The following is an 18959-nucleotide window of genomic DNA, read 5'->3' as shown; positions in this document are numbered from 1 at the left end:
ATATGGTTGGTAAATGAAATTTTCTTAAAATAATTACCGGATGCGAAAGGACAAAAAAACAATGCTAAAACACTCGAACCTAGGAGTGGAAGTTAATCAATCAAAAAACCGCACAAGTGAAAAATCACCGTGCGGATGGTTATAAACTTCATGTATATCAAAAACCTTTAACTTTATACAAGTGCTTTGAAATCCTGTGAATAAGTGAATCTTTGATAGATAATCGTATCTAACTGAGGGAGCATAAGTACATTTTTTCATGAACTTTTCTAAACTATAGATCTGGTCATATTCTTCTCTGGAGATAAAGCATTTTTCAAGAAATTCAAGGAAGTATCTATTCGATTTTCAGCTTCCTCATCAATTTCATATTGATTATTTTCTATTTTTTTTATTTGACTATCCAAAATAAAGGCTCCCTTTAAAATATGCGTTGCTCCCAGAGCAGCTAGGACCGGCTTCAATGCATAATCTATCATTAATAGATGTCCAAAGGTTCCTCCAATAGCAATAGGTAAAACAGTCTTACCTTCAAGACTATTTTGCGGTAAGAGATCAAGATAGGTTTTTAAAACTCCAGTAAAAGAAGCTTTATAAACAGGTGTCAGAATGACAATTATTGTTGAATCCTCGACCTTTTTATTGGCTCTAACAATTTCTTCACTATTAAATTTCGCTTGAATTAAATCCTGGGCAGGTAGATTTCGAACATGGATGATTTCTGGAATGATATTCACCCCTTCTAATTGCTTTACAACTTCAGCCAACACCCCGTTTAATCTGGTTTGCTCAGAAGGACTTCCAGAAATAATTGTAATTTTACTCATCAAATAAACTTCCTTTCTTAAGTGGAATATCTGTATAGGTATTCATTTTGTTTTAAAGACCCCTTCACTCCTTCTGACATCTTTTATCTCCTCCTGAAAATCCTTCAATGTTGTGTTTGATGTTCATTTTAAAGATAACTTTTTATTTATTGATGGATTTTTGCGTAGCAAATCTATTTTTTTCTGTACAATCAATTTGTGTAATGTTACCAGCATGGATGGTTATGACCAAAGAACCGTACTCTAAGTTTTTTAGCATGACTAAAATATTATCAATTTTTTCTTTATCAACTACTGCCATTTTGTTATCCCCTCTCATTTTTAACAATAAAGACGAGAATTCCTATTCGAATACTATGCTTTAAGTCAAATGAAACCCGCTACTCAATTTTCGTCAGTCTTAAATCACTAGTTGACATTTTCTCTTTTTTCAATATTCGGTTCAATATATGGCTTACAGTTGGAGCAAATAATGGATGTTCCCTCTGCCTTGGATAGGGTAGTTTAATAGGATGGTTCATTACAATTTCCCCATCTTCAATTAATATCACTCTATTAGCTAGCGCAACCGCTTCTTCTACATCATGCGTCACCAACACGGCAGTAAACTTCTTTTCCAGCCATAAATCTTCAATAAGCTGGTGCATTTCGATTCGTGTCAGTGCATCCAGTGCCCCAAGTGGTTCATCTAATAAAAGTATTTCTGGCTCATGAACTAATGCTCTTGCAAGTGCGACTCTCTGGCGTTGTCCTCCTGATAAAACAGATGGCCAATCATTTCCGCGGTCAGCTAATCCGACTTGTTCCAATACCTTTTCGGCACGCTGCCGCCAGTCTGTTTTTAAACCCAGACCGACGTTTTGGACCACTCTTTTCCACGGGAGGAGTCTGCCATCCTGAAACATGATTTTTGCTAATTGATTTCTACCCTCCAAACGTTCACCATCTGTATAGATCTCACCATCACCTGCCGTCTCTAATCCAGCAAGTAAGCGTAATAATGTACTTTTACCACATCCGCTTTTTCCTACAATCGCAATAAATTCTCCTTTTTGAACCTTTAGATTAATATTTCGGAGTACTTTATGTTTGCCGTATGATTTTTGGAGGTTAGAAATTTCTACTATTGTTTGACGTTCTTTTTTTTCAGTCATTAATTACCCTCCTCCCTATTTTCGATAAGACGGATTCCATTGTAAAAATCTCTTCTCAGCTATTTTTGCTAAAAGGTCAGATAGCTTTCCGAGAAGTGCATAAAGAATAATACTTAATACGACGATATCCAGCCTCATAAATTCTCTAGCGTTCATGGCCATATAGCCTATACCTGAATTTGATGCAATTGTTTCAGCGACAATAAGGGTGACCCAGGTAATACCGATTGCATAACGAACCCCAACTAAGATAGAAGGAAGAGCGCCGGGCAAAATAATGTTCCAGAATAACGAAAACCCTTTAAGACCATAAACATTTCCCATTTCAATAAGAGATTTGTCGATCGAACGGATTCCGTGGAAGGTGTTTAAGTAAATCGGAAAAAAAGTACCTAATGCTACGAGAAATAACTTTGCCTCTTCTTCAATTCCGAACCACAATATCACAATGGGGATCAACGCAAGATGCGGTATATTCCGAACCATTTGTAAGGAACTATCCAACAGACTTTCTGAAATTCTCGATAAGCCGTTCAATAGCCCTAAAGCAAATCCGATTCCCCCACCTATTATAAACCCGATGATAGCCCGTTTACTGCTTGCACCAATATATTCAAATAGTTGACCTGATTTGGCTAGTTCAGCCGCTGACTTGAATACATCGACAGGGTTTGGCAGCACACGTGAAGATAATAGCCCCAATTGGCTTGATAGCTGCCAGGCAGCAAGTAATAAAATGGGGACAATCCACGGAACGATCTGTTTATTATTCATGTTTATTACCCCTTCACTTTAAGACTTTCGGCAATTCGTTGTTTGCAACAATTTCTCCAAATGGACTGATGATATTCGTTGAACCAGATTGAGGATCAGCCTTTGCTAATGGAAGATGCGGGAATAATAACTCAGATACACGGTACGCTTCTTCTAAGTGTGGATATCCTGATAGGATAAAGGTTTCGATTCCAAGGTCAGCATATTCCTTCATTCTTTGTGCTACCGTTTCAGGATCTCCTACTAAAGCTGTCCCTGCTCCTCCTCTAACAAGGCCTACTCCTGCCCATAAATTCGGACTTATTTCTAATTGGTCCTTACTTCCATTGTGTAATTCCGACATTCTCTGCTGTCCAACCGAATCAAACCGCGAAAAGATCTTTTGAGAGGAGGCAATTAAATCATCATCTACATATTTAATCAAATCATTCGCTGCCGCCCATGCTTCCTGCTCTGTTTCTCTCACAATGACATGCAATCTAATACCAAAACGAACGGTTCGGCCCTGCTTTTCCGCTAATTTTTTTACCTCGTTAATTTTTTCTGCCACTTTCGCAGGCGGTTCTCCCCATGTTAAGTAGTAATCGACATGCTTAGCAGCGATTTCTTGCCCAATTTCTGAAGATCCTCCGAAATAAAGAGGCGGATAAGGTTGTTGAACAGGAGGATATAGCAGCTTTCCATTATCTATAGTTAAGTAGTCTCCAGAAAAGTTGGCCTCTCCTTTTTCTAATAAATCCCTCCATATTGTCAGAAATTCATCCGTTAATTCATAGCGTTCCGTATGGTTTAAATGAAGACCATCTCCTGCCAATTCAACAGGATCTCCTCCGGTTACCACATTGATTAATAACCGGCCATTTGATAAACGATCAAATGTGGCTGCCATTCTAGCGGCTTGTGATGGAGAACTTAGACCGGGCCGCACGGCTACTAGAAATTTCATTCGTGAGGTAACGGAAATTAAACTTGATGCTACCACCCATGAATCTTCGCAAGATCTTCCTGTTGGAAGTAAAGCCCCAGTAAAACCTAACTCATCAACTGCTTGTGCCACCTGTTTTAGGTAAGGCAGGGTAACTGCCCTGCCTCCTGTTGTAACTCCTAAATATCTTGAATCACCGTGTGTTGGAATAAACCAGAATACGTTCATTTTTTTAGTCCCCTTTTTTAATGATTAGTTTTTAAAAGTGCTTCTTGTACCTCAATATCTTCTGGAATTAATTTAAGGTTGTAGAATACATCAGCGATTTGTTGTTGATCCTTTGCCGTTTGTTCACTCATTTTTTCTAATCCAAATGTTCTTCGATTGAGTGTTAATTCTAATGTATCCACACTCATTCCAATTTGAGGCGCAAGGAATTTGGCGGCTTCCTTTGGATTCTTTTCCACCCATTGATCAGTTTTTTCTAATTCTTTATAAATGACGTCTAATACTTTAGGATTGTCCTTTGCAAATTGATTGGTAGCTAAGAAAAACTCGCGGTTGTTTACTAAGCCTGTTCCATCTGCTAAGATCCTTGCATCCGTAGCCAGCTGGGCATCTGCTAAGAAGGGATCCCAAATCACCCAGGCATCTACATCTCCTTTTTCAAACGCTGCTCGCGCATCTGCAGGAGCCAAGAAGACGGTTTGAATATCACTGTATGGAATACCGGCTTTTTCTAATGCTTCGACTAATAGGAAATGAACATTTGAACCTTTATTTAATGCGATTTTCTTTCCTTTTAAATCTTTCAGCGTTTTAATTGATGAATTTTTAGGTACTAAAATTGCTTCTCCTTTTGGATTGGCGGTTGCATTGGCAAAATAAACGAGCGGGGCACCTGCGGCTTGAGCAAAAATGGGCGGCGCTTCTCCTGTATGGCCAAAGTCCAAACTTCCTACATTCATTGCCTCAAGCAATTGTGGGCCTCCAGGAAACTCGGTCCATTTCACCGTATATCCAAGTGATTTTAAATCTTTATCCAAGGTTCCTTTTGCCTTTAAGATGTTTAAGGTACCGAATTTTTGATAACCAATATTAATGACCTTTGATTCCTTACTTTCTGAAGCAGTTTCTTTGCCTTCACCTGAGGTGGAAGAACTGCACCCACTTACCAAAAAGGACAAAAGTAAGATAAATGCCAACCACCATTGATTTTTATTTTTTTTAATCACGTATGACTCCTCCATTTTTTCTATTATTTTGGTAGATTCTGAAATATTTTTTAATAACACACAATGTATCACTTCCTTTCAGTGGACTGATAAGAAAATATGAAAAATTATATCCATTAAACCTATTTATTTAATCGGAATTAAGTAAATAAAAAAGCCCCTGATCTCATTAATTAGAGAAAAGGAGCCTTCGGTAGTCCGATCAGCATATTTTGTATTTTCTTTACCAAATTTTAATTATTGGGAAATTTAACCACTATTTTATCTATACATTTTCAATTAGTCAAGTTAGAAATAAGTATTTTTATAAGATACTAGGTTATATATATTAACAAAAACTAATTAACCAACTTAACCAACTTGTTTACTTGGTTTTAAAACTATGATTAAACTTTATATTCTAATGCACCAGTTGTCAATTGATTTTTTTAAATATTTTGCAAAACACCCACAATACCCTACTTGACTCATCGGAATAATTGGTTTACAATTTAGGGAAACTTATTTGAAACGTATGGCTGATTGGTACACCAAAAGCACCTAACTCTATCGAGGTAGGTGCTTTTTTATTAAACAAAGGGAAAGGAGTTTTTACATGTTAGAGAGATATCCCATTTTACCAGGCGCAGAACCATTTTTCTTTAAAGGTAATGATATCGGTATTTTGATTTCCCACGGATTTGTAGGGACACCCCAAAGTATTCGTTTTTTAGGAGAGTATATTGCTTCTCAAGGTTATACGGTCTACGGACCAAGATTAAAAGGACATGGCACGCATTATGAGGATATGGAAAGATGCAACTTCCAAGATTGGATTAAAAGTCTTGAAGATGGATATCACTTCCTACGCCAACAGTGCAGTGATATCTTCATTATCGGCCAATCCATGGGTGGTACTCTAACACTAAATCTTGCTAGTAAATATTCCGACATCCAAGGAGCGGTGTTGATCAATGCTGCGTTGACGACTATTCCTGTAATGGAGGAGTATAGAGTGAAGCAGTTACCTCGCTTTATTGATGAAGGATCTCCTGATATTAAAGCAGCAGACGTATTTGAAATTGCATATGAAAAAGCACCTATCCGATCCATTCAACAGTTGTTGTCATTAATGGATGAAACACGCAAAAAATTACCGAATGTTAAGAGTCCTTTGTTGGCCTTTCAGTCAGTGGAAGACCATGTCGTTCCCCCAGAAAACACAGATTATATCATGGCTCGGATTCAATCTGACTTCAAAGAAAACATTCCACTTTATAACTCTTATCACGTGGCTTCTATGGATAATGAAAAAGAATTTATTGCTAAACAATGCTGCTTGTTTATTGAAAAATTTGCTCGTAACCAAAGGGAGATGGAGATTTTATAATCTTATTTCTTCTAATTCATAATTAATCTATTAGGATTCAATACAAAAATAACTAGAGGATATTCGGAGGTGTTTCGAAATGAAGAATATGCTTCGGGAGGCTGTTGAGATGAAAAAAAATTTATTAATTGATAAGTTGATAGCCTTGAGGGTTTTTAAAAGTAATGACAAACACCTTTTTGAGTTGACTTTAAGTGAACTTGAAGAGGAATATAGGTCCTTTAGAAAAGCAAGATAGATATATTAAGTGTTTAGGTTATAGTTTGTATTGACCTATCCGACATACGGAAGGTCACAATTTTATTTGATAAATACAAATAGAAGTTTTTATGGGTTTCCACGAATACCACTTCATTTCCCTCAACCATACCATTCTTCTTAAATATGTACAATAATTAATCCTCACCGTTTGATCTTTGACTAATTATCCAGATGTCTCCACCACTACTGTGGATGATTGTGATTTTAAATAAGAGGCCCTCATTTCAAGATACTATCACCTTGAATTGAGAGCCTCTAGTTAACTAATTTATTGACCAGAAACTAATTTTAATCCCACATTACATCAATAATTCTAAAAAATACGGCCTCTGTAACATCTTGTGGTCTAACTGAAAATGCCTTATACCGCTCTTTTCCTAATTTCATGTAAATCTATTTTATACAAATTTAATAGAGCCAAACTCACCATGCGGATGGTGTTGTAATTGAAATCTCCTATATTCATATTCTAATTTGGACAGTGGCAGATTATAAAGCTGTTGATCTTCTTTGTTATATATGTTTAAAAAAATGAGTTTATTGATAAGTTTTTGCCGCTTTTTTTCCTCGTTTTTTCTCATCATAAACACTCCTTCAGCGTTTTAAATAACTTTCCCTTGAAAAAACAACTTTAAATTCAGTCCCATTACCTATTTGTATTAGATTAATTTTATTATAAACCTATAATTCCTATGTGTAAAGTAGGAATTAAAATTAAATAAAGAAGGCACACCTTCATATTCAAATCATCAAGAATTAAATATGTTGGACTTGCCCGAGATCAACCGATTTCATCGTAATCACCTTGTTTTTTTGTCCAGGGCATGGGGCCATCTGCAAAGGCAAAGAAGATATCCTCAACTACACATTGTGTCTCTAGGCATCAATTCGCCTCTTATCAATCTCCAGTATTAATAGTGTCTTCATCCGTTTTGCCCCATTGATTTGTCAGTTGATCAAGTTTTTCCATACAAACTTTAATTCGATTAACCTCGGTATGGAATACTGAAACATGGTGGTGTAGACTAGCTTCTCTTTCTACAATCGCACGCTTCATTTCCTCCGGTGCTGGTCCGCCAGGAAGCGACCGAATCTTAACAAAGTGTTCTGGATCCATTGCTGTACGAATGATCTCCTCCGGTAAATTCAAATGAACACCGACAACTGCTTTTGCCGCTTCATCGACGATTACAGATGTAACATGAGTAGCATTCAGTCCCCTTGCCAAGGCAATTTTCACCACCTGGCTGGCTATGGAATGTGAGGTTCGGAACGGTATGTTTGCTTCCCTAAATAGCGTGTCTGCTAATTCCGTTATCGTCGCAAAACTTTCTTTGGCCCTTCTTTTTAACAGTGCTTCATTTACTTCAAGTGTTCCAACCACCACTTTTGTTAACCGAAAAACTTGATCAATGAGGTGCAGGCCCTTCCATAAATACGGCTGAAGGTCATCCTCGGTATCGTTTATATCACCGTATGGTGTGTTATGTAACATTTGAAGTACGGTTTGAGCATTTCCAATACCGCTTGAGCTTAATGCACGAATATGCTCTAGTGAAACAGGATTTCTTTTCTGCGGCATAATGGAACTTGTTTGAACATAGGGGTCTGCCACACGAATCGCTGAAAATTCCTGGCTGGACCATAAGAGAAGGTCTTGTGAAAACCGGCCGAGATTAATAAAGGTTAATTGGATCGCTGTTGCAATTTCCCCTAAATAATCGGCACCGCTAATCGAATCATAGGCACTCTTGATGATTTTCGGGAATCCTAATAGCTCTGCGACTGTCTTTCGATCAATTGGAAATCCGGTCGTAGTGAGGGCCGCCGCGCCGAGAGGACTGGCATTGCATGTATCATAGGCTGCCTTCAATCTTTTTAAGTCACGGTCAACGACATCGTACATTCCCAGAAGATAATGGGAGAACGTCATCGGCTGGGCCTGCTGCGTATGTGTATGCCCCAGTACAATTGTTTCCTTATGAGAGTCAATCACCTTTAAAAGTGTTTCTTGAAAGGAAAGCAGCGCCCGGGTGGCGAGTAGAATCTTGTCCCTAAGGACCATTCTGTACATTGCAAGCCCCATATCGTTCCGGCTCCGAGCAAGGTGCAAACTTCCACCTATTTCTCCGGCAACATTCATAATTTGACTTTCTACAAGGAAAAAAAGATCCTCATATTGTCCATTATAGCTGGATTGAAGAAGTTTCTCCTTATCAACTGCACAAATACCGGCTAGGATTCGGGAAGCATCACTCACCTGCAACAACCCTTGTTTCACCAGCATAATCAGGTGGGCTTTATGGACTGCAAGCATCGGCTCTAGTAAGGATTGCTTAGCGTGCTCATAAGCAGGGGCCAATACTACCTCTGAATAGGTCGCCCCTGGAAACTTCCGCCCTTCTTTTTCAAAAATGCTATCTTTAATATTCATCACAATTCCACCCTTATCATGGTTAATTCTTTAAAAAGGCTACAAGTATGAATAAACCTTACATGATTAGTAAACTTCTGAAAATAAAAACATGAGAAAGAAAGTTTTCAATCTTTTGTTTATTTTATGTCTGCAGCCTTCTTATGTTAATAAAAAAAGCATGCACATTGAATGTTCATGCCATCGGTTTTTCGAAACTAAATTTTTTTATGCCTATTAGATTGAGAAAAATTATAACTAGTGTGAGCTTAATTTTTCTTCTAGAAAATTTCCCTAGAAAACAAAATTGGAAAAAAGCAACATTGTTAATGAGGTTGTTTAGTAATAGAAGGAACATCCTGCCCGGTACAATTTTAAATATTTTGGTAGGACAGACTGATACATATAGATTACTACTTACGCAGCTTATGGGGATTATAATAGTATGGGGAAGCTTCAAATGATTTTTAGACATCAATTGATGTTTCCTCTCTAATGAGATTATGTTGGGGATGTTGTAGTTTTTCTATAATTTCTTGTTGCCACAAAACATCATTCATACTTTTGGCATACAGGTACAAATCTAAATAATCATTTATCCACATTTTTACCTCTCCATCGTTCATGAAAATTCCCCTTTCACTTTTTTATCCCATTTTATGACTAAATGTACTCTAAACAGAGCCTCCTTTTTTGTTTTATTTCCATGGATACCCTTTAAAAATAAAGAGGCTCCCTATTTAGGACCATAATTAATCCTAAATAAAGCGCCTCTAGAAGACCAGTCAGCTTTTTCTTAATTTTCCACTTAATTGTTTATATTATAAAACGCATTAATCCTATAAATCAACTGTGAATTTTAAAAATAATATACCTGGTCCTGGTTGAGGTTTTAGTATGATTCCATAAAGAAACTGTAGAAAATTTCGTCTACAGTTCTTTCTCGATTCATGATTATTTATTCTCCATTACTTCAATGAACTTTCCACCACTTTTTTATATGGCAGTCGATCGTTTGTGTTTAATGACCATACTTCTCCGTCAATTAATAATGTATCCACTGCTTCATTATAAAAGCTTAGCAACCCTTTTATTTCATGCACTTCTGGAAGTGGGTCATTATAGCTCCAGACAACATCCTTATATTCCTTTCCATTAATGGAAACTGACCAATACTTTGCAAATCCCTTATATGGGCACTGAGTTTGTGTTTGAGTCGGAATTAATAAATCCAGTTTAATATCTTCTTTTGGCAAATAATACCTAGGAGTTAATCCTGTTTCATATAGAATGACTGGTCGCTTGCTGTCTGCAACAATTTCACCCTCGACTATTACTTGGACATGCCGAGCACTGGGAATGGCATCAATTCTTGAGTAAGGATCTCTCGCATGAACAAATACTTCTTCTTCTTCTTCGTACCAGGAGTCTGCTTTATTCCAAACAAAGGATATAAGACCACTAATAACAGAACTATTCTCTGGAGGATTTGGAAAACTCCAAGCTGCGTTCTCAATCACTTTATCTCCTGTTTTGATATGCCAATAAATGGCCTCTCCTTTATTTAAATCAACCGTTCGTTTATCTGATTTAATTAACTTCTTGTGCCGGATATCAGCTAATGGAAAATAATAGACTGGCAGTTTTCCCGTTTCCGTAACGGTAACGACACGTTTACTGTCGGCGATAAATTCACTCCCAAATTTCACTCGAACCCATTTTGGACTAATTTCAGCTCTAATTTGCCATCCTTCATTGCTGCCATCTCTCAATGACCATTGGGGGTCATTATGTACCATTAACCTCACTCCTATGATTTCATTTTATTGTTTCCATGAATTTCCCATTTTTAAAGAGCGAATAAATTTTCTCAATATCAACTGTTAAATTACGGTCCTCTGAATAAAATGGAACCACTGCACGAATCGCTTGATAAGCTGCTTTTGTGCCTTTTCCTAACTGAATAGAACCGCGAAGATCGACAGCTTGAGCAGCATGAATAGCTTCAATGCCCAAGATATAAAAAAGTTTATCCAATATCTCCCTTGTTTTTGAGACAACAAATGGCGCGTTAGTTCCATGATCCTCAATATCCCCTGCAAGTGAAAAGTAATCGGCTGAAGCGGGATTTGATAAATGACGAATCTCAGCATCCAAGGCCGTAATCGTTTTCTGCAATGTACAGAATCCGTTCGACTCCTGTTCATTGGGTGTTAAGAAGCGTGACAGACAAGTAAATGAAGGATTTCCTAATTTAATCGTCCGGTAACAAGAACTTTTTGAAATATGGTGTAAAGCATTTCCTGCCATTTCAAAACCAAGAACCCACGAGAGAGGATCAAAATTCGCACAAGAAACGATTCGCTTTTCCTCGACGAGCACACATGGATTGTCATCGGAACTATTTATATGTAGCTCCAGCTGCTCTTTACAATAATGGTAAGCATCCCGAGCCGCACCATGAATTTGGCAAGCATCTCGAAAACTAAGCGGGTCTTGCAGCGATTCTTTATTATAGCTGGTCCACAAGTCACTGCCTTCAAGAATCTTTCTGATATTTGTTAAACTCTCTAATTGTCCCGGAAAGGGACGTACTCGATGTACCGCCTCATCAAGCGGGCTAATATTCCCTCGAATGGCCTCTAACGATAGCGCATAAACCATATCAGCCAATTCTAGGACTCTCTTAAAATCCAATAATGCGATTGCTCCTGTCCCAGCAGATAACGCATTGGAACTTACAATGGCAAGGCCATCCTTTGGTCCAAGTTTAAGCGGTGATAACCCTGCATTTTTTAGGGCTTTGTCTGCAGGCAAACGCACCTTTTCCACTTCTACCTCCCCTTCACCAATCATGGCGAGTCCGATATGGGAAATAGTCGAAATATCTGCAGCACCTACCGACCCTTTTAAGGGCAGCACCGGATGGATACCTAAGTTGAGAAAATCTACATATCTCTCGACAATCTCAGGTTGAACACCCGTGCAGCCTAACAGCAAACTGTTCAGCCTCGCAAGCATAATCGCGCGGATTTCTGCCTTTTCTGCCATTGGTTTTACACCAGCAGAATGAGAGAGAAGCAGATTACGATTATATTGTTCAAAGGAAGCTAGCCCAATGACTTTATCCTTGTTCCAGCCTACCCCCCGATTAAATCCATAAATCGGGACATCCTTGCTTGCAAGTTCATAGATTAATTGCCTAGATTCATGAATTTTTCGTGTTACTTCTTCTTTAATTTCTACTCTTCTATTTTCAAATACGACAGAAAAAACATCCTCAATTGTAAGATGATGGCCATCCAGTACCAATGCTGAGCTCTGATCCTTTTGAGAAGTAATGACCTCGACTGCATTGGTTAGATCACACATTGATTTCTTTCTTCTCTTCGAAGGCATATTTATAGAGTTCGATACCTAATACTTCTTCTACTTCTGGATAAACTGATGGGTCTTTCACGCTAGAACTTAGAGGAATCTTAGCTTTATCAATCGCAAATACAGCGATTTCTGCCCCTTCTTCTATATTACCAACACTGACAGGCTGACCTGTCTCAATGGAAAAGGTAGTAATGACATCAGGGAATGTACTATATCGTTTACCACCCCGATCCTCAACGGCCATATATTCATTCATAACGTGGAGAATGTAAGTATTTTCTTCACTTTCTATCTCAATGGTACCAATATCAAAGGCTCCTGAGTAATGGACATCTTTTTTCCTTACCTTTCCTGTGCCAATAATTCTTCCGCCAGTTTTTTCAGTAATGGTCTCCAATACATGTGCAGGTCCAAAAGGCTCTGCCTCGATAATAGCTCTGCCTAAATCAATGGCAATCGATATTCCTCCAATCGCTGCATGTTCTTTTATATACTTAGCAGGAAGGGGATGTCTTGCAGCGGCAATAAATCCGCCAGCCATATCGGAGGCCGTACGCAAGATATTGGATGTCCTTGCTACCGTTCCTTTTACTATGAGTTCCAGGTAGCTGCCAATCTCTGGTTTTCCCCCTGCCACGGCCTGGATGGTTTCGTACTCAATATTAGAAGAAAGTCCTAAAGAACCCATTTTTCCAGTAGGATGTGCTCTGATATCTCCAGTAGCATCTACCACAACTAAGCCAAGAGCAGCAGCCGGAAGCCATCCGTTTATGGTACTTGACATCCCGTTTTGTGGAGTCATTACACCGACAATTTTCCCTTCATATTTTTCAATAATCAGCTGGACCGCTTTTATATAATCTTTCCCTAACATTTGCCAATCTCTTCCTGCCGGTGCCCCTATCGCAGTACAAGTCAAAATAATCGCATCATCCGGGAGCTCATCCACTGAAACCAGCTTTGGTTTTCCAACAGCTAATGCTGCGCCTCCGATTTCTAAACCATGATCCACCCAACCTCCGCCGCCGCTTGCGAATACGGATCCTCCTTTAACTGCTGCTAGTACATCATCTTTTGTTAATTCACGCATGAATATTCTCCTCCTCATTTGTATTGACTCGATTAATACCCTTTTTGGAAATTTCATCAAACGATTCTTCATAACCCGCATCCGCATAACGTAAGACGCCTAAACCCGTATCATTTTGCAGAAGTGTCTGAATTCGAATATCCGTCTCCTCCGAACCATCCGCCACAATTGTCACCCCTGCACTAGTCATGAAACCTGTATAACCTCCTCCTCCCGAGTGAATCGCAACCAAATCAGCCATTGATGAGCAATTCAACATCGCATTTAGTAATGGCCAGTCAGAGATGGCATCACTTCCATCCTTCATCCGTTCTGTCATGATATTCGGATGGGCCATAGCACCTGCATCCAAATGATCCCGCGAGAACGCAATAGGACCAGACAATTTACCCTCTCTTACTAAACGATTCACCGCAAGTGCCAGTTTGGTTCGATCCTCATGGCCTAGCCATCCGATTCTTGCTGGGAGACCTTCGACTGGAATATACTGATTGGCCAGCCTAATCCAATTGGTTACAATTTCGTTGTCACTAAATTCTTCTATTAAATATTGATCAATCGTTCGAATATCTTCAGCAACACCGCTAAGGGCAATCCATCGGAAAGGGCCGATCGCTCTTGCAAAAAGCGGTCGCAGAAATGCTTCTGTAAAAATATCAATATCAAAGGCCTTATCTACCCCAAATTGTTTTGCCTGAGTTCGAATGTTATTACCATTATCAAAAACAATGGCCCCTTTTTCTTTAAAACCAAGCATCGCCTTCACTTCTTTTGCAATGGAGATTCCGGCATCTTCTTGGAGCTTTTCAGACCGTGCTTCTCTTGCTTTTGCTAATTGCTCCGGAGTATAGTTTCTTGGAACGTATCCATATAAAAGATCATGTGCAGACGTTTGATCCGTTACAATATCAGGTATGATGTTTCTTCTTAAAAGCTCCGGATAAACATCCGCTGCATTTCCCAGCAGACCAACAGACAAGCTTTCCTTATTTTCAACAGCTTGTTGAATCCAGTTTAATGCTTCATTTAAATTCTCTGTTTTTCTTTCCAAATAACCGGAAGCAACTCTTCTATCAATTCTTTCCTCAGATACTTCTACACATAGAATAGCAGCATTGGCCATTTTACCTGCTAATGGCTGGGAACCGCCCATTCCTCCCAAACCTGCGGTTAAGATAAATCGGCCGCTTAAATCTCCTCCGAAATGAAGCCGTGCAATACTTTGAAAGATTTCATAAGTTCCTTGGATCACACCTTGTGAACCGATGTATTGCCAAGCCGCTGCTGTTAATCCGCCCCAGATAATTAACCCTTTTTCCTGGAGATGATAGAAGTTTTCACTCGTGGCCCATTTTCCTACTAAATTACAGTTGGCCATAACCACCAAGGGAGCTTGGCGATGGGTTTTGAAAATACCAATCGGTTTACCAGATTGAATCACAAGAGTTTCATCATCTTCTAATTCCTTTAATATACGAACAACCGCATGATAAGAAGGCCAATTTCTCGCTGCCTTTCCTAATGAAGCGTAAACGATTAATTCATTAGGGTTTTCTCCATTTTCCAATACGTTCTCAAGCATTCGTAAAAGAGCTTCTTGTCTCCATCCCTTACAGCGGAGCTCTGATCCACGTTTAGCTAGAATAGTTGTCACTTTTTCCACCTCATTTCTCTCCATTAACATGGGTTGTGGTAAAACGATTCCTAGGGCGTTCTAATCCAAGATTTTCACGAAGTGTTTTGCCACTATATTCAGTTTTAAACAATCCCCTTCGCTGCAGTTCGGGAACCACCAAGTCAACAAAATCATCAAGCGCACCCGGCAAATAAGGAAAGGCAATATTAAATCCGTCTGCTGCTTTGTTTACAAACCTTTCTTCTAATTGATCCGCAATTTGTTCAGGAGTTCCAGCAATCCCTCGTGAATTAAACCTTTTGCACAATTGACGAAGCGTTACATTTTCTTTTTCCATCAATTTTCGAACAGCCAAGAGTTTGCTTTTACTTTTGTTAGCACTCTCAATATCAGGAAGAAAAGGTAATGGCTCGTCAAGCGGATAAACAGAAAGATCCTCACCAATTTCATGAGAAAGTAAATCGAGTCCTAACTGCCATGGTATTAAATTATCAATAGCTGCTAATTTTTCTTCAGCCTCTTCCTTTGTTCTTCCGATTACCGGCATAATGCCAGGCAGGATTTTCAAATGCTGATCTGACCGGCCATACCTCGCCATTCTTCCCTTAATGTCTTGATAAAGATGCATCCCTTCCTCTAATGTTCCTTTAGGTGCAAATACAACTTCAGCCGTTGCCGCCGCTAATTCTTTTCCCGCTTCAGATGCACCTGCTTGAATAAGAACTGGATAACCTTGAGGCGGACGTGCCACATTCAAGGGACCGCGCACGGAAAATTCTGGCCCCTTATGCTGTAAATAATGAAGCTTATTATTGTTTGCAAAATGGCCGCTCTCTTTATCAAAAAGGAGAGCATCATCTTCCCAGCTATCCCATAATCCTTCGGTTACATCGATAAACTCTTTCGCCCGTTCATATCGTCTTTCGTGTAAAAGGTGCTTCTCTTTCCCAAAGTTTTGAGCTTCTTCATCGGTTCTAGAAGTAACGATATTCCATGCGGTTCTACCGCCGCTTAAGTGGTCAAGTGTCGCCAGTTTTCTGGCAATATGATACGGCTCATTGTAGGTGGTGGAAATCGTTGCACCTAATCCAATATGATTTGTAACAACTGAAAGGGCTGAAAGAAGCGTAAATGGTTCTGGACGAATACTATTTGCATATTTCACACTCGATTCAAAGTCATCCCATACATACAACTCATCCGCATAGAAAAAGAGATCAAATTTACCCCTTTCTGCGGTTTGAACAATCCTCTTGTAATAGTCGAAGTTTAATAATCCTTCTGCTTCAGCCTTTGGATGTCTCCAGCTGGATATTTGCTCTCCAGCCGGAAAAAACATCATAGCACTAAGGATCATTTTACGTTTTTCTTGTTCCATAACCTTCTCCTTATTTAATATGACTTTAGGTCCACTAGGACTGACGACACCATTTGGAATTTTATTTGATTAACCCCTGTTCGTTTAACCATTCCTTTGCTACATCAAGGGGCGGCCGTTGTTTTAAATCTACTTCACCATTTAATTTTTGCATTTCTTCGTCGGTAATTTTATTAGCCAATTTATTAAGCGTCTTCTCTAGTTCTGGGTGTTCTTTGAGTACACTTTCTCTAATTAAAGGAGCTGCATAATAAGGTAAAAAGACATTTTTATCATCCTTTAACACCGTCAAACCACTTTCAGATATTTTGCTGTCAGTTGAATAGACAATCATAGAGTCAATCAAGTTTTGTTTAACGGCTTGATATTGCAAGGACTGTTCCTGAATCGTTTTAATTTCTTTGTATTTAAGGCCATAGGTTTTTTCAATAATAGGCCATGAATCAGGCCTGTTCAGATACTCCTGGCTGGCTCCAAAAACAAGCTCATCTGATACCTTTGCCAAATCTGAAATCGAATGAATGCTTAATTTATCTGCTGTTTCTTTCTTTACTGCTAAACCATACGTGTTATTAAAACCAATCGGTTCCAAAATTTTCAAATGGTGTTTCTCATGTAATCCCTTTGATACCACTTCATATACTTGGTCGGCATCAAATATTGGATCTTCTTTTAATAAATTTAGTAAGGCTGTCCCTGTATACTCCACATATGTATCCGCCTTTCCAGCCTTAATCGCATCCCATAGAAGTTTGTTATCCAATGTTTTCACTTCTGTTTTCAAGTCTGTATCATTCTCAATGAGAAGCTTTTCCAAATTTGCTAAAATATCTGATTCGGCAAAGCCTTTTGTTGCAATTACGATGGTGTCAGTTTTACTTGATCCTGAAGCCTTTTCATCTTGTGCACCGCATCCCGTTATGACAAACAACAATATGGCCATCATAGCTGCGAATAAGTTGATTTTTGCTTTTCTCCAGTTATTAAACTTGAAAAACGTTTTCATCAATTTTCCCCCTAGAAATCTATTATTATATTTTTGTTTGACCCCTTAACCCTTTCGGAGTTAGAAAATAATTAGCACCCAGTAATAGTAGATTGACGACGATTACCAGAATCGATACGGGTATGGCTCCTTCTAAAATCGTAGCAGTATTCACCATTGAAATACCACGTGTAATGATATCCCCTAATCCTCCTGCAGCAATATAGGTGGCAATCGTTGCAAGGCTAATCGTTTGGACCACAACTAGCCGGATTCCAACTAAAATGACTCCTCTTGCGATAGGCAGCTGAATCATCCTTAGAATTTGCCCCTTCGTCATTCCCATCCCTGTTCCTGCTTCAATTAAAGCCTTATTGACATCCAAAATTCCTACATATGTGTTTTGAAGAATTGGAAGTAATGAATATAACGTTAACGCAATAATGGCAGGTGTGGTGCCGATTCCAAAGAATGGGATTAAAAAACCAAACAAGGCTAAGCTTGGTATCGTCTGAATAACGGAAATAATCGTAATAATCACGTTTGCCAACTTTTTTTGACTGGTTAAAAAAATACCAAGAGGAATGGCAATGACACAGGCAATAAGGACCGAAATCAGTGAAAGATACATGTGTTCACTTGTCTTTTGTAGAATTAATGGCCAATCAGCTCTTAACGTTTCCCAAAAATAATTCATAACATCACCTGCTCCTAATTCAATTACTAACCCGTCTGCGGTTTCCTAATCCCACTGAATCGATTGATTGGTATCTTTCTTCTCCCATAAATTGTCGGACAAACTCATTTGCCGGATGATTCAGAATCTCTGCTGGTGTTGCATACTGAACGACCTGTCCCTGATGTAAAAGAATAATTTGATCCGCTATTTTTAATGCTTCGTCAATATCATGTGTGACAAAGATAATCGTTTTTTTCAGGTGCTTATTTAACTTTTTTAATTCATTTTGAAGTTGGATCCGGCTAATCGGGTCAAGAGCACTAAACGGTTCATCCATCAAAATAATGGACGGATTCGAAAAAAGCGCCCGGGCAACACCGATCCTCTGCTGCTGTCCACCGCTCAACTCATGGGGATAGCGATTACGGTAAGCTTTTGGTTCTAATCCAATTACCTCCAATAACTCTTCTACACGACTTGTTAATGCCTTTTTCTTTTCACCTTTCAACCTGGACACTATAGAAATGTTTTCTTCTATTGTCATATGTGGAAATAATCCTATCTGTTGGATGACATACCCGATGTTCCTTCTTAATTGCACCGGGTCTAATCCTTTGATATCACTACCATCGATGATAATAGTTCCCACATCCGGCTCAATAAGCCGATTCACCATTTTAAGTAGCGTGGTTTTTCCACAGCCTGAGGGACCAATAATGGTAATGATTTTCCCCTGGGGAATGGAAAGGGTGAAGTTATTAAGAACAGATCCCGAACCGTAATCCTTGCTAACCTCTTTAAACTCTACTGCTGTTTGGCTCACTTCCTTCATTCCTCTCAAAAAATATAAAA

Annotated in this window: 19 protein-coding genes; 2 read left to right on the top strand and 17 right to left on the bottom strand. The window is 38.9% G+C overall.

Features of this window, described 5'->3' with window-relative positions:
• Positions 1 to 269 precede the first annotated feature (269 nt).
• The 6 genes from ssuE to QNH17_RS10475 all read right to left on the bottom strand — a co-directional run bounded on the left by ssuE (position 270) and on the right by QNH17_RS10475 (position 4915).
• Positions 270 to 827: an NADPH-dependent FMN reductase gene (gene ssuE / locus QNH17_RS10500; RefSeq protein ID WP_283878621.1), complete on the bottom strand. Its 558-nt coding sequence runs from the start codon at positions 825 to 827 to the stop codon at positions 270 to 272.
• A gap of 142 nt (positions 828 to 969) precedes the next feature.
• Entirely contained in the window at positions 970 to 1128 is a 159-nt protein-coding gene (locus QNH17_RS10495; RefSeq protein ID WP_283878620.1) for a YezD family protein, read from the bottom strand.
• Between the two features lie 79 nt (positions 1129 to 1207).
• On the bottom strand, positions 1208 to 1981 hold the full coding sequence (locus QNH17_RS10490) for an ATP-binding cassette domain-containing protein (protein ID WP_283878619.1): 774 nt from the start codon (positions 1979 to 1981) through the stop codon (positions 1208 to 1210).
• 15 nt (positions 1982 to 1996) lie between these two features.
• Positions 1997 to 2755 (bottom strand): aliphatic sulfonate ABC transporter permease SsuC, encoded by a 759-nt coding sequence (gene ssuC / locus QNH17_RS10485; RefSeq protein WP_283878618.1) that lies wholly within the window; start codon positions 2753 to 2755, stop codon positions 1997 to 1999.
• A gap of 13 nt (positions 2756 to 2768) precedes the next feature.
• Complete coding sequence (gene ssuD / locus QNH17_RS10480; RefSeq protein ID WP_283878617.1) at positions 2769 to 3908, bottom strand: FMNH2-dependent alkanesulfonate monooxygenase; 1140 nt, start codon at positions 3906 to 3908, stop codon at positions 2769 to 2771.
• A gap of 17 nt (positions 3909 to 3925) precedes the next feature.
• On the bottom strand, positions 3926 to 4915 hold the full coding sequence (locus QNH17_RS10475; protein WP_283878616.1) for a sulfonate ABC transporter substrate-binding protein: 990 nt from the start codon (positions 4913 to 4915) through the stop codon (positions 3926 to 3928).
• Between the two features lie 595 nt (positions 4916 to 5510).
• Here QNH17_RS10475 and QNH17_RS10470 point away from each other — a divergent pair.
• Together QNH17_RS10470 and fbpA are read left to right on the top strand one after the other, a co-directional pair.
• The gene (locus QNH17_RS10470; RefSeq protein WP_283878615.1) at positions 5511 to 6284 is read left to right on the top strand and encodes an alpha/beta hydrolase; all 774 of its coding nucleotides are present in this window, start codon (positions 5511 to 5513) and stop codon (positions 6282 to 6284) included.
• A 79-nt stretch (positions 6285 to 6363) separates the two neighbouring features.
• A complete protein-coding gene (fbpA, locus tag QNH17_RS10465) occupies positions 6364 to 6522 on the top strand; it encodes a Fur-regulated basic protein FbpA (RefSeq protein ID WP_283878614.1) in 159 nt (52 codons plus the stop codon).
• Between the two features lie 421 nt (positions 6523 to 6943).
• On the opposite strand, the gene QNH17_RS10460 is transcribed toward fbpA, so the two are convergent.
• The 11 genes from QNH17_RS10460 to QNH17_RS10410 all read right to left on the bottom strand — a co-directional run bounded on the left by QNH17_RS10460 (position 6944) and on the right by QNH17_RS10410 (position 18930).
• Complete coding sequence (locus tag QNH17_RS10460; protein WP_283878613.1) at positions 6944 to 7126, bottom strand: Fur-regulated basic protein FbpA; 183 nt, start codon at positions 7124 to 7126, stop codon at positions 6944 to 6946.
• A gap of 317 nt (positions 7127 to 7443) precedes the next feature.
• Positions 7444 to 8979 (bottom strand): argininosuccinate lyase, encoded by a 1536-nt coding sequence (gene argH / locus QNH17_RS10455; protein ID WP_283878612.1) that lies wholly within the window; start codon positions 8977 to 8979, stop codon positions 7444 to 7446.
• Positions 8980 to 9425: 446 nt separating this feature from the next.
• Positions 9426 to 9584 (bottom strand): hypothetical protein, encoded by a 159-nt coding sequence (locus QNH17_RS10450; protein WP_283878611.1) that lies wholly within the window; start codon positions 9582 to 9584, stop codon positions 9426 to 9428.
• Positions 9585 to 9926: 342 nt separating this feature from the next.
• Positions 9927 to 10757, bottom strand: a complete 831-nt coding sequence (locus QNH17_RS10445; protein ID WP_283878610.1) for a DUF427 domain-containing protein — start codon at positions 10755 to 10757, stop codon at positions 9927 to 9929.
• 19 nt (positions 10758 to 10776) lie between these two features.
• Positions 10777 to 12330: an HAL/PAL/TAL family ammonia-lyase gene (locus QNH17_RS10440; RefSeq protein WP_283878609.1), complete on the bottom strand. Its 1554-nt coding sequence runs from the start codon at positions 12328 to 12330 to the stop codon at positions 10777 to 10779.
• Positions 12323 to 13429, bottom strand: coding sequence for a thiohydantoin desulfurase (locus tag QNH17_RS10435; RefSeq protein WP_283878608.1), 1107 nt, complete (start codon positions 13427 to 13429; stop codon positions 12323 to 12325). Before QNH17_RS10435 ends, QNH17_RS10440 begins: the two co-directional genes overlap by 8 nt.
• The gene (locus tag QNH17_RS10430) at positions 13422 to 15092 is read right to left on the bottom strand and encodes a thiourocanate hydratase (protein WP_283878607.1); all 1671 of its coding nucleotides are present in this window, start codon (positions 15090 to 15092) and stop codon (positions 13422 to 13424) included. Before QNH17_RS10430 ends, QNH17_RS10435 begins: the two co-directional genes overlap by 8 nt.
• Position 15093: 1 nt before the next feature.
• On the bottom strand, positions 15094 to 16443 hold the full coding sequence (locus tag QNH17_RS10425) for an LLM class flavin-dependent oxidoreductase (RefSeq protein ID WP_283878606.1): 1350 nt from the start codon (positions 16441 to 16443) through the stop codon (positions 15094 to 15096).
• Between the two features lie 61 nt (positions 16444 to 16504).
• Positions 16505 to 17449: an ABC transporter substrate-binding protein gene (locus QNH17_RS10420; protein WP_283878605.1), complete on the bottom strand. Its 945-nt coding sequence runs from the start codon at positions 17447 to 17449 to the stop codon at positions 16505 to 16507.
• 25 nt (positions 17450 to 17474) lie between these two features.
• Positions 17475 to 18125, bottom strand: coding sequence for an ABC transporter permease (locus tag QNH17_RS10415; RefSeq protein WP_283878604.1), 651 nt, complete (start codon positions 18123 to 18125; stop codon positions 17475 to 17477).
• Between the two features lie 19 nt (positions 18126 to 18144).
• Positions 18145 to 18930, bottom strand: a complete 786-nt coding sequence (locus QNH17_RS10410) for an ABC transporter ATP-binding protein (protein ID WP_481858590.1) — start codon at positions 18928 to 18930, stop codon at positions 18145 to 18147.
• Positions 18931 to 18959: the final 29 nt, after the last annotated feature.

The sequence above is a fragment of the Neobacillus sp. SuZ13 genome (genome assembly GCF_030123365.1).
Lineage (GTDB): Bacteria > Bacillota > Bacilli > Bacillales > Cytobacillaceae > Neobacillus.
Note: the sequence above shows the minus strand (reverse complement) of the source record. Positions and strands in the feature narration are given on the sequence as shown.

Bases quoted from the DNA above. Each gene is read 5' to 3' on its own strand.
- ssuE (WP_283878621.1), bottom strand. From the start codon at position 827: ATGAGTAAAATTACAATTATTTCTGGAAGTCCTTCTGAGCAAACCAGA.
- QNH17_RS10495 (WP_283878620.1), bottom strand. From the start codon at position 1,128: ATGGCAGTAGTTGATAAAGAAAAAATTGATAATATTTTAGTCATGCTA.
- QNH17_RS10490 (WP_283878619.1), bottom strand. From the start codon at position 1,981: ATGACTGAAAAAAAAGAACGTCAAACAATAGTAGAAATTTCTAACCTC.
- ssuC (WP_283878618.1), bottom strand. From the start codon at position 2,755: ATGAATAATAAACAGATCGTTCCGTGGATTGTCCCCATTTTATTACTT.
- ssuD (WP_283878617.1), bottom strand. From the start codon at position 3,908: ATGAACGTATTCTGGTTTATTCCAACACACGGTGATTCAAGATATTTA.
- QNH17_RS10470 (WP_283878615.1), top strand. From the start codon at position 5,511: ATGTTAGAGAGATATCCCATTTTACCAGGCGCAGAACCATTTTTCTTT.
- fbpA (WP_283878614.1), top strand. From the start codon at position 6,364: ATGAAGAATATGCTTCGGGAGGCTGTTGAGATGAAAAAAAATTTATTA.
- QNH17_RS10460 (WP_283878613.1), bottom strand. From the start codon at position 7,126: ATGAGAAAAAACGAGGAAAAAAAGCGGCAAAAACTTATCAATAAACTC.
- argH (WP_283878612.1), bottom strand. From the start codon at position 8,979: ATGAATATTAAAGATAGCATTTTTGAAAAAGAAGGGCGGAAGTTTCCA.
- QNH17_RS10450 (WP_283878611.1), bottom strand. From the start codon at position 9,584: ATGAACGATGGAGAGGTAAAAATGTGGATAAATGATTATTTAGATTTG.
- QNH17_RS10445 (WP_283878610.1), bottom strand. From the start codon at position 10,757: ATGGTACATAATGACCCCCAATGGTCATTGAGAGATGGCAGCAATGAA.
- QNH17_RS10440 (WP_283878609.1), bottom strand. From the start codon at position 12,330: ATGTGTGATCTAACCAATGCAGTCGAGGTCATTACTTCTCAAAAGGAT.
- QNH17_RS10435 (WP_283878608.1), bottom strand. From the start codon at position 13,429: ATGCGTGAATTAACAAAAGATGATGTACTAGCAGCAGTTAAAGGAGGA.
- QNH17_RS10425 (WP_283878606.1), bottom strand. From the start codon at position 16,443: ATGGAACAAGAAAAACGTAAAATGATCCTTAGTGCTATGATGTTTTTT.
- QNH17_RS10420 (WP_283878605.1), bottom strand. From the start codon at position 17,449: ATGAAAACGTTTTTCAAGTTTAATAACTGGAGAAAAGCAAAAATCAAC.
- QNH17_RS10415 (WP_283878604.1), bottom strand. From the start codon at position 18,125: ATGAATTATTTTTGGGAAACGTTAAGAGCTGATTGGCCATTAATTCTA.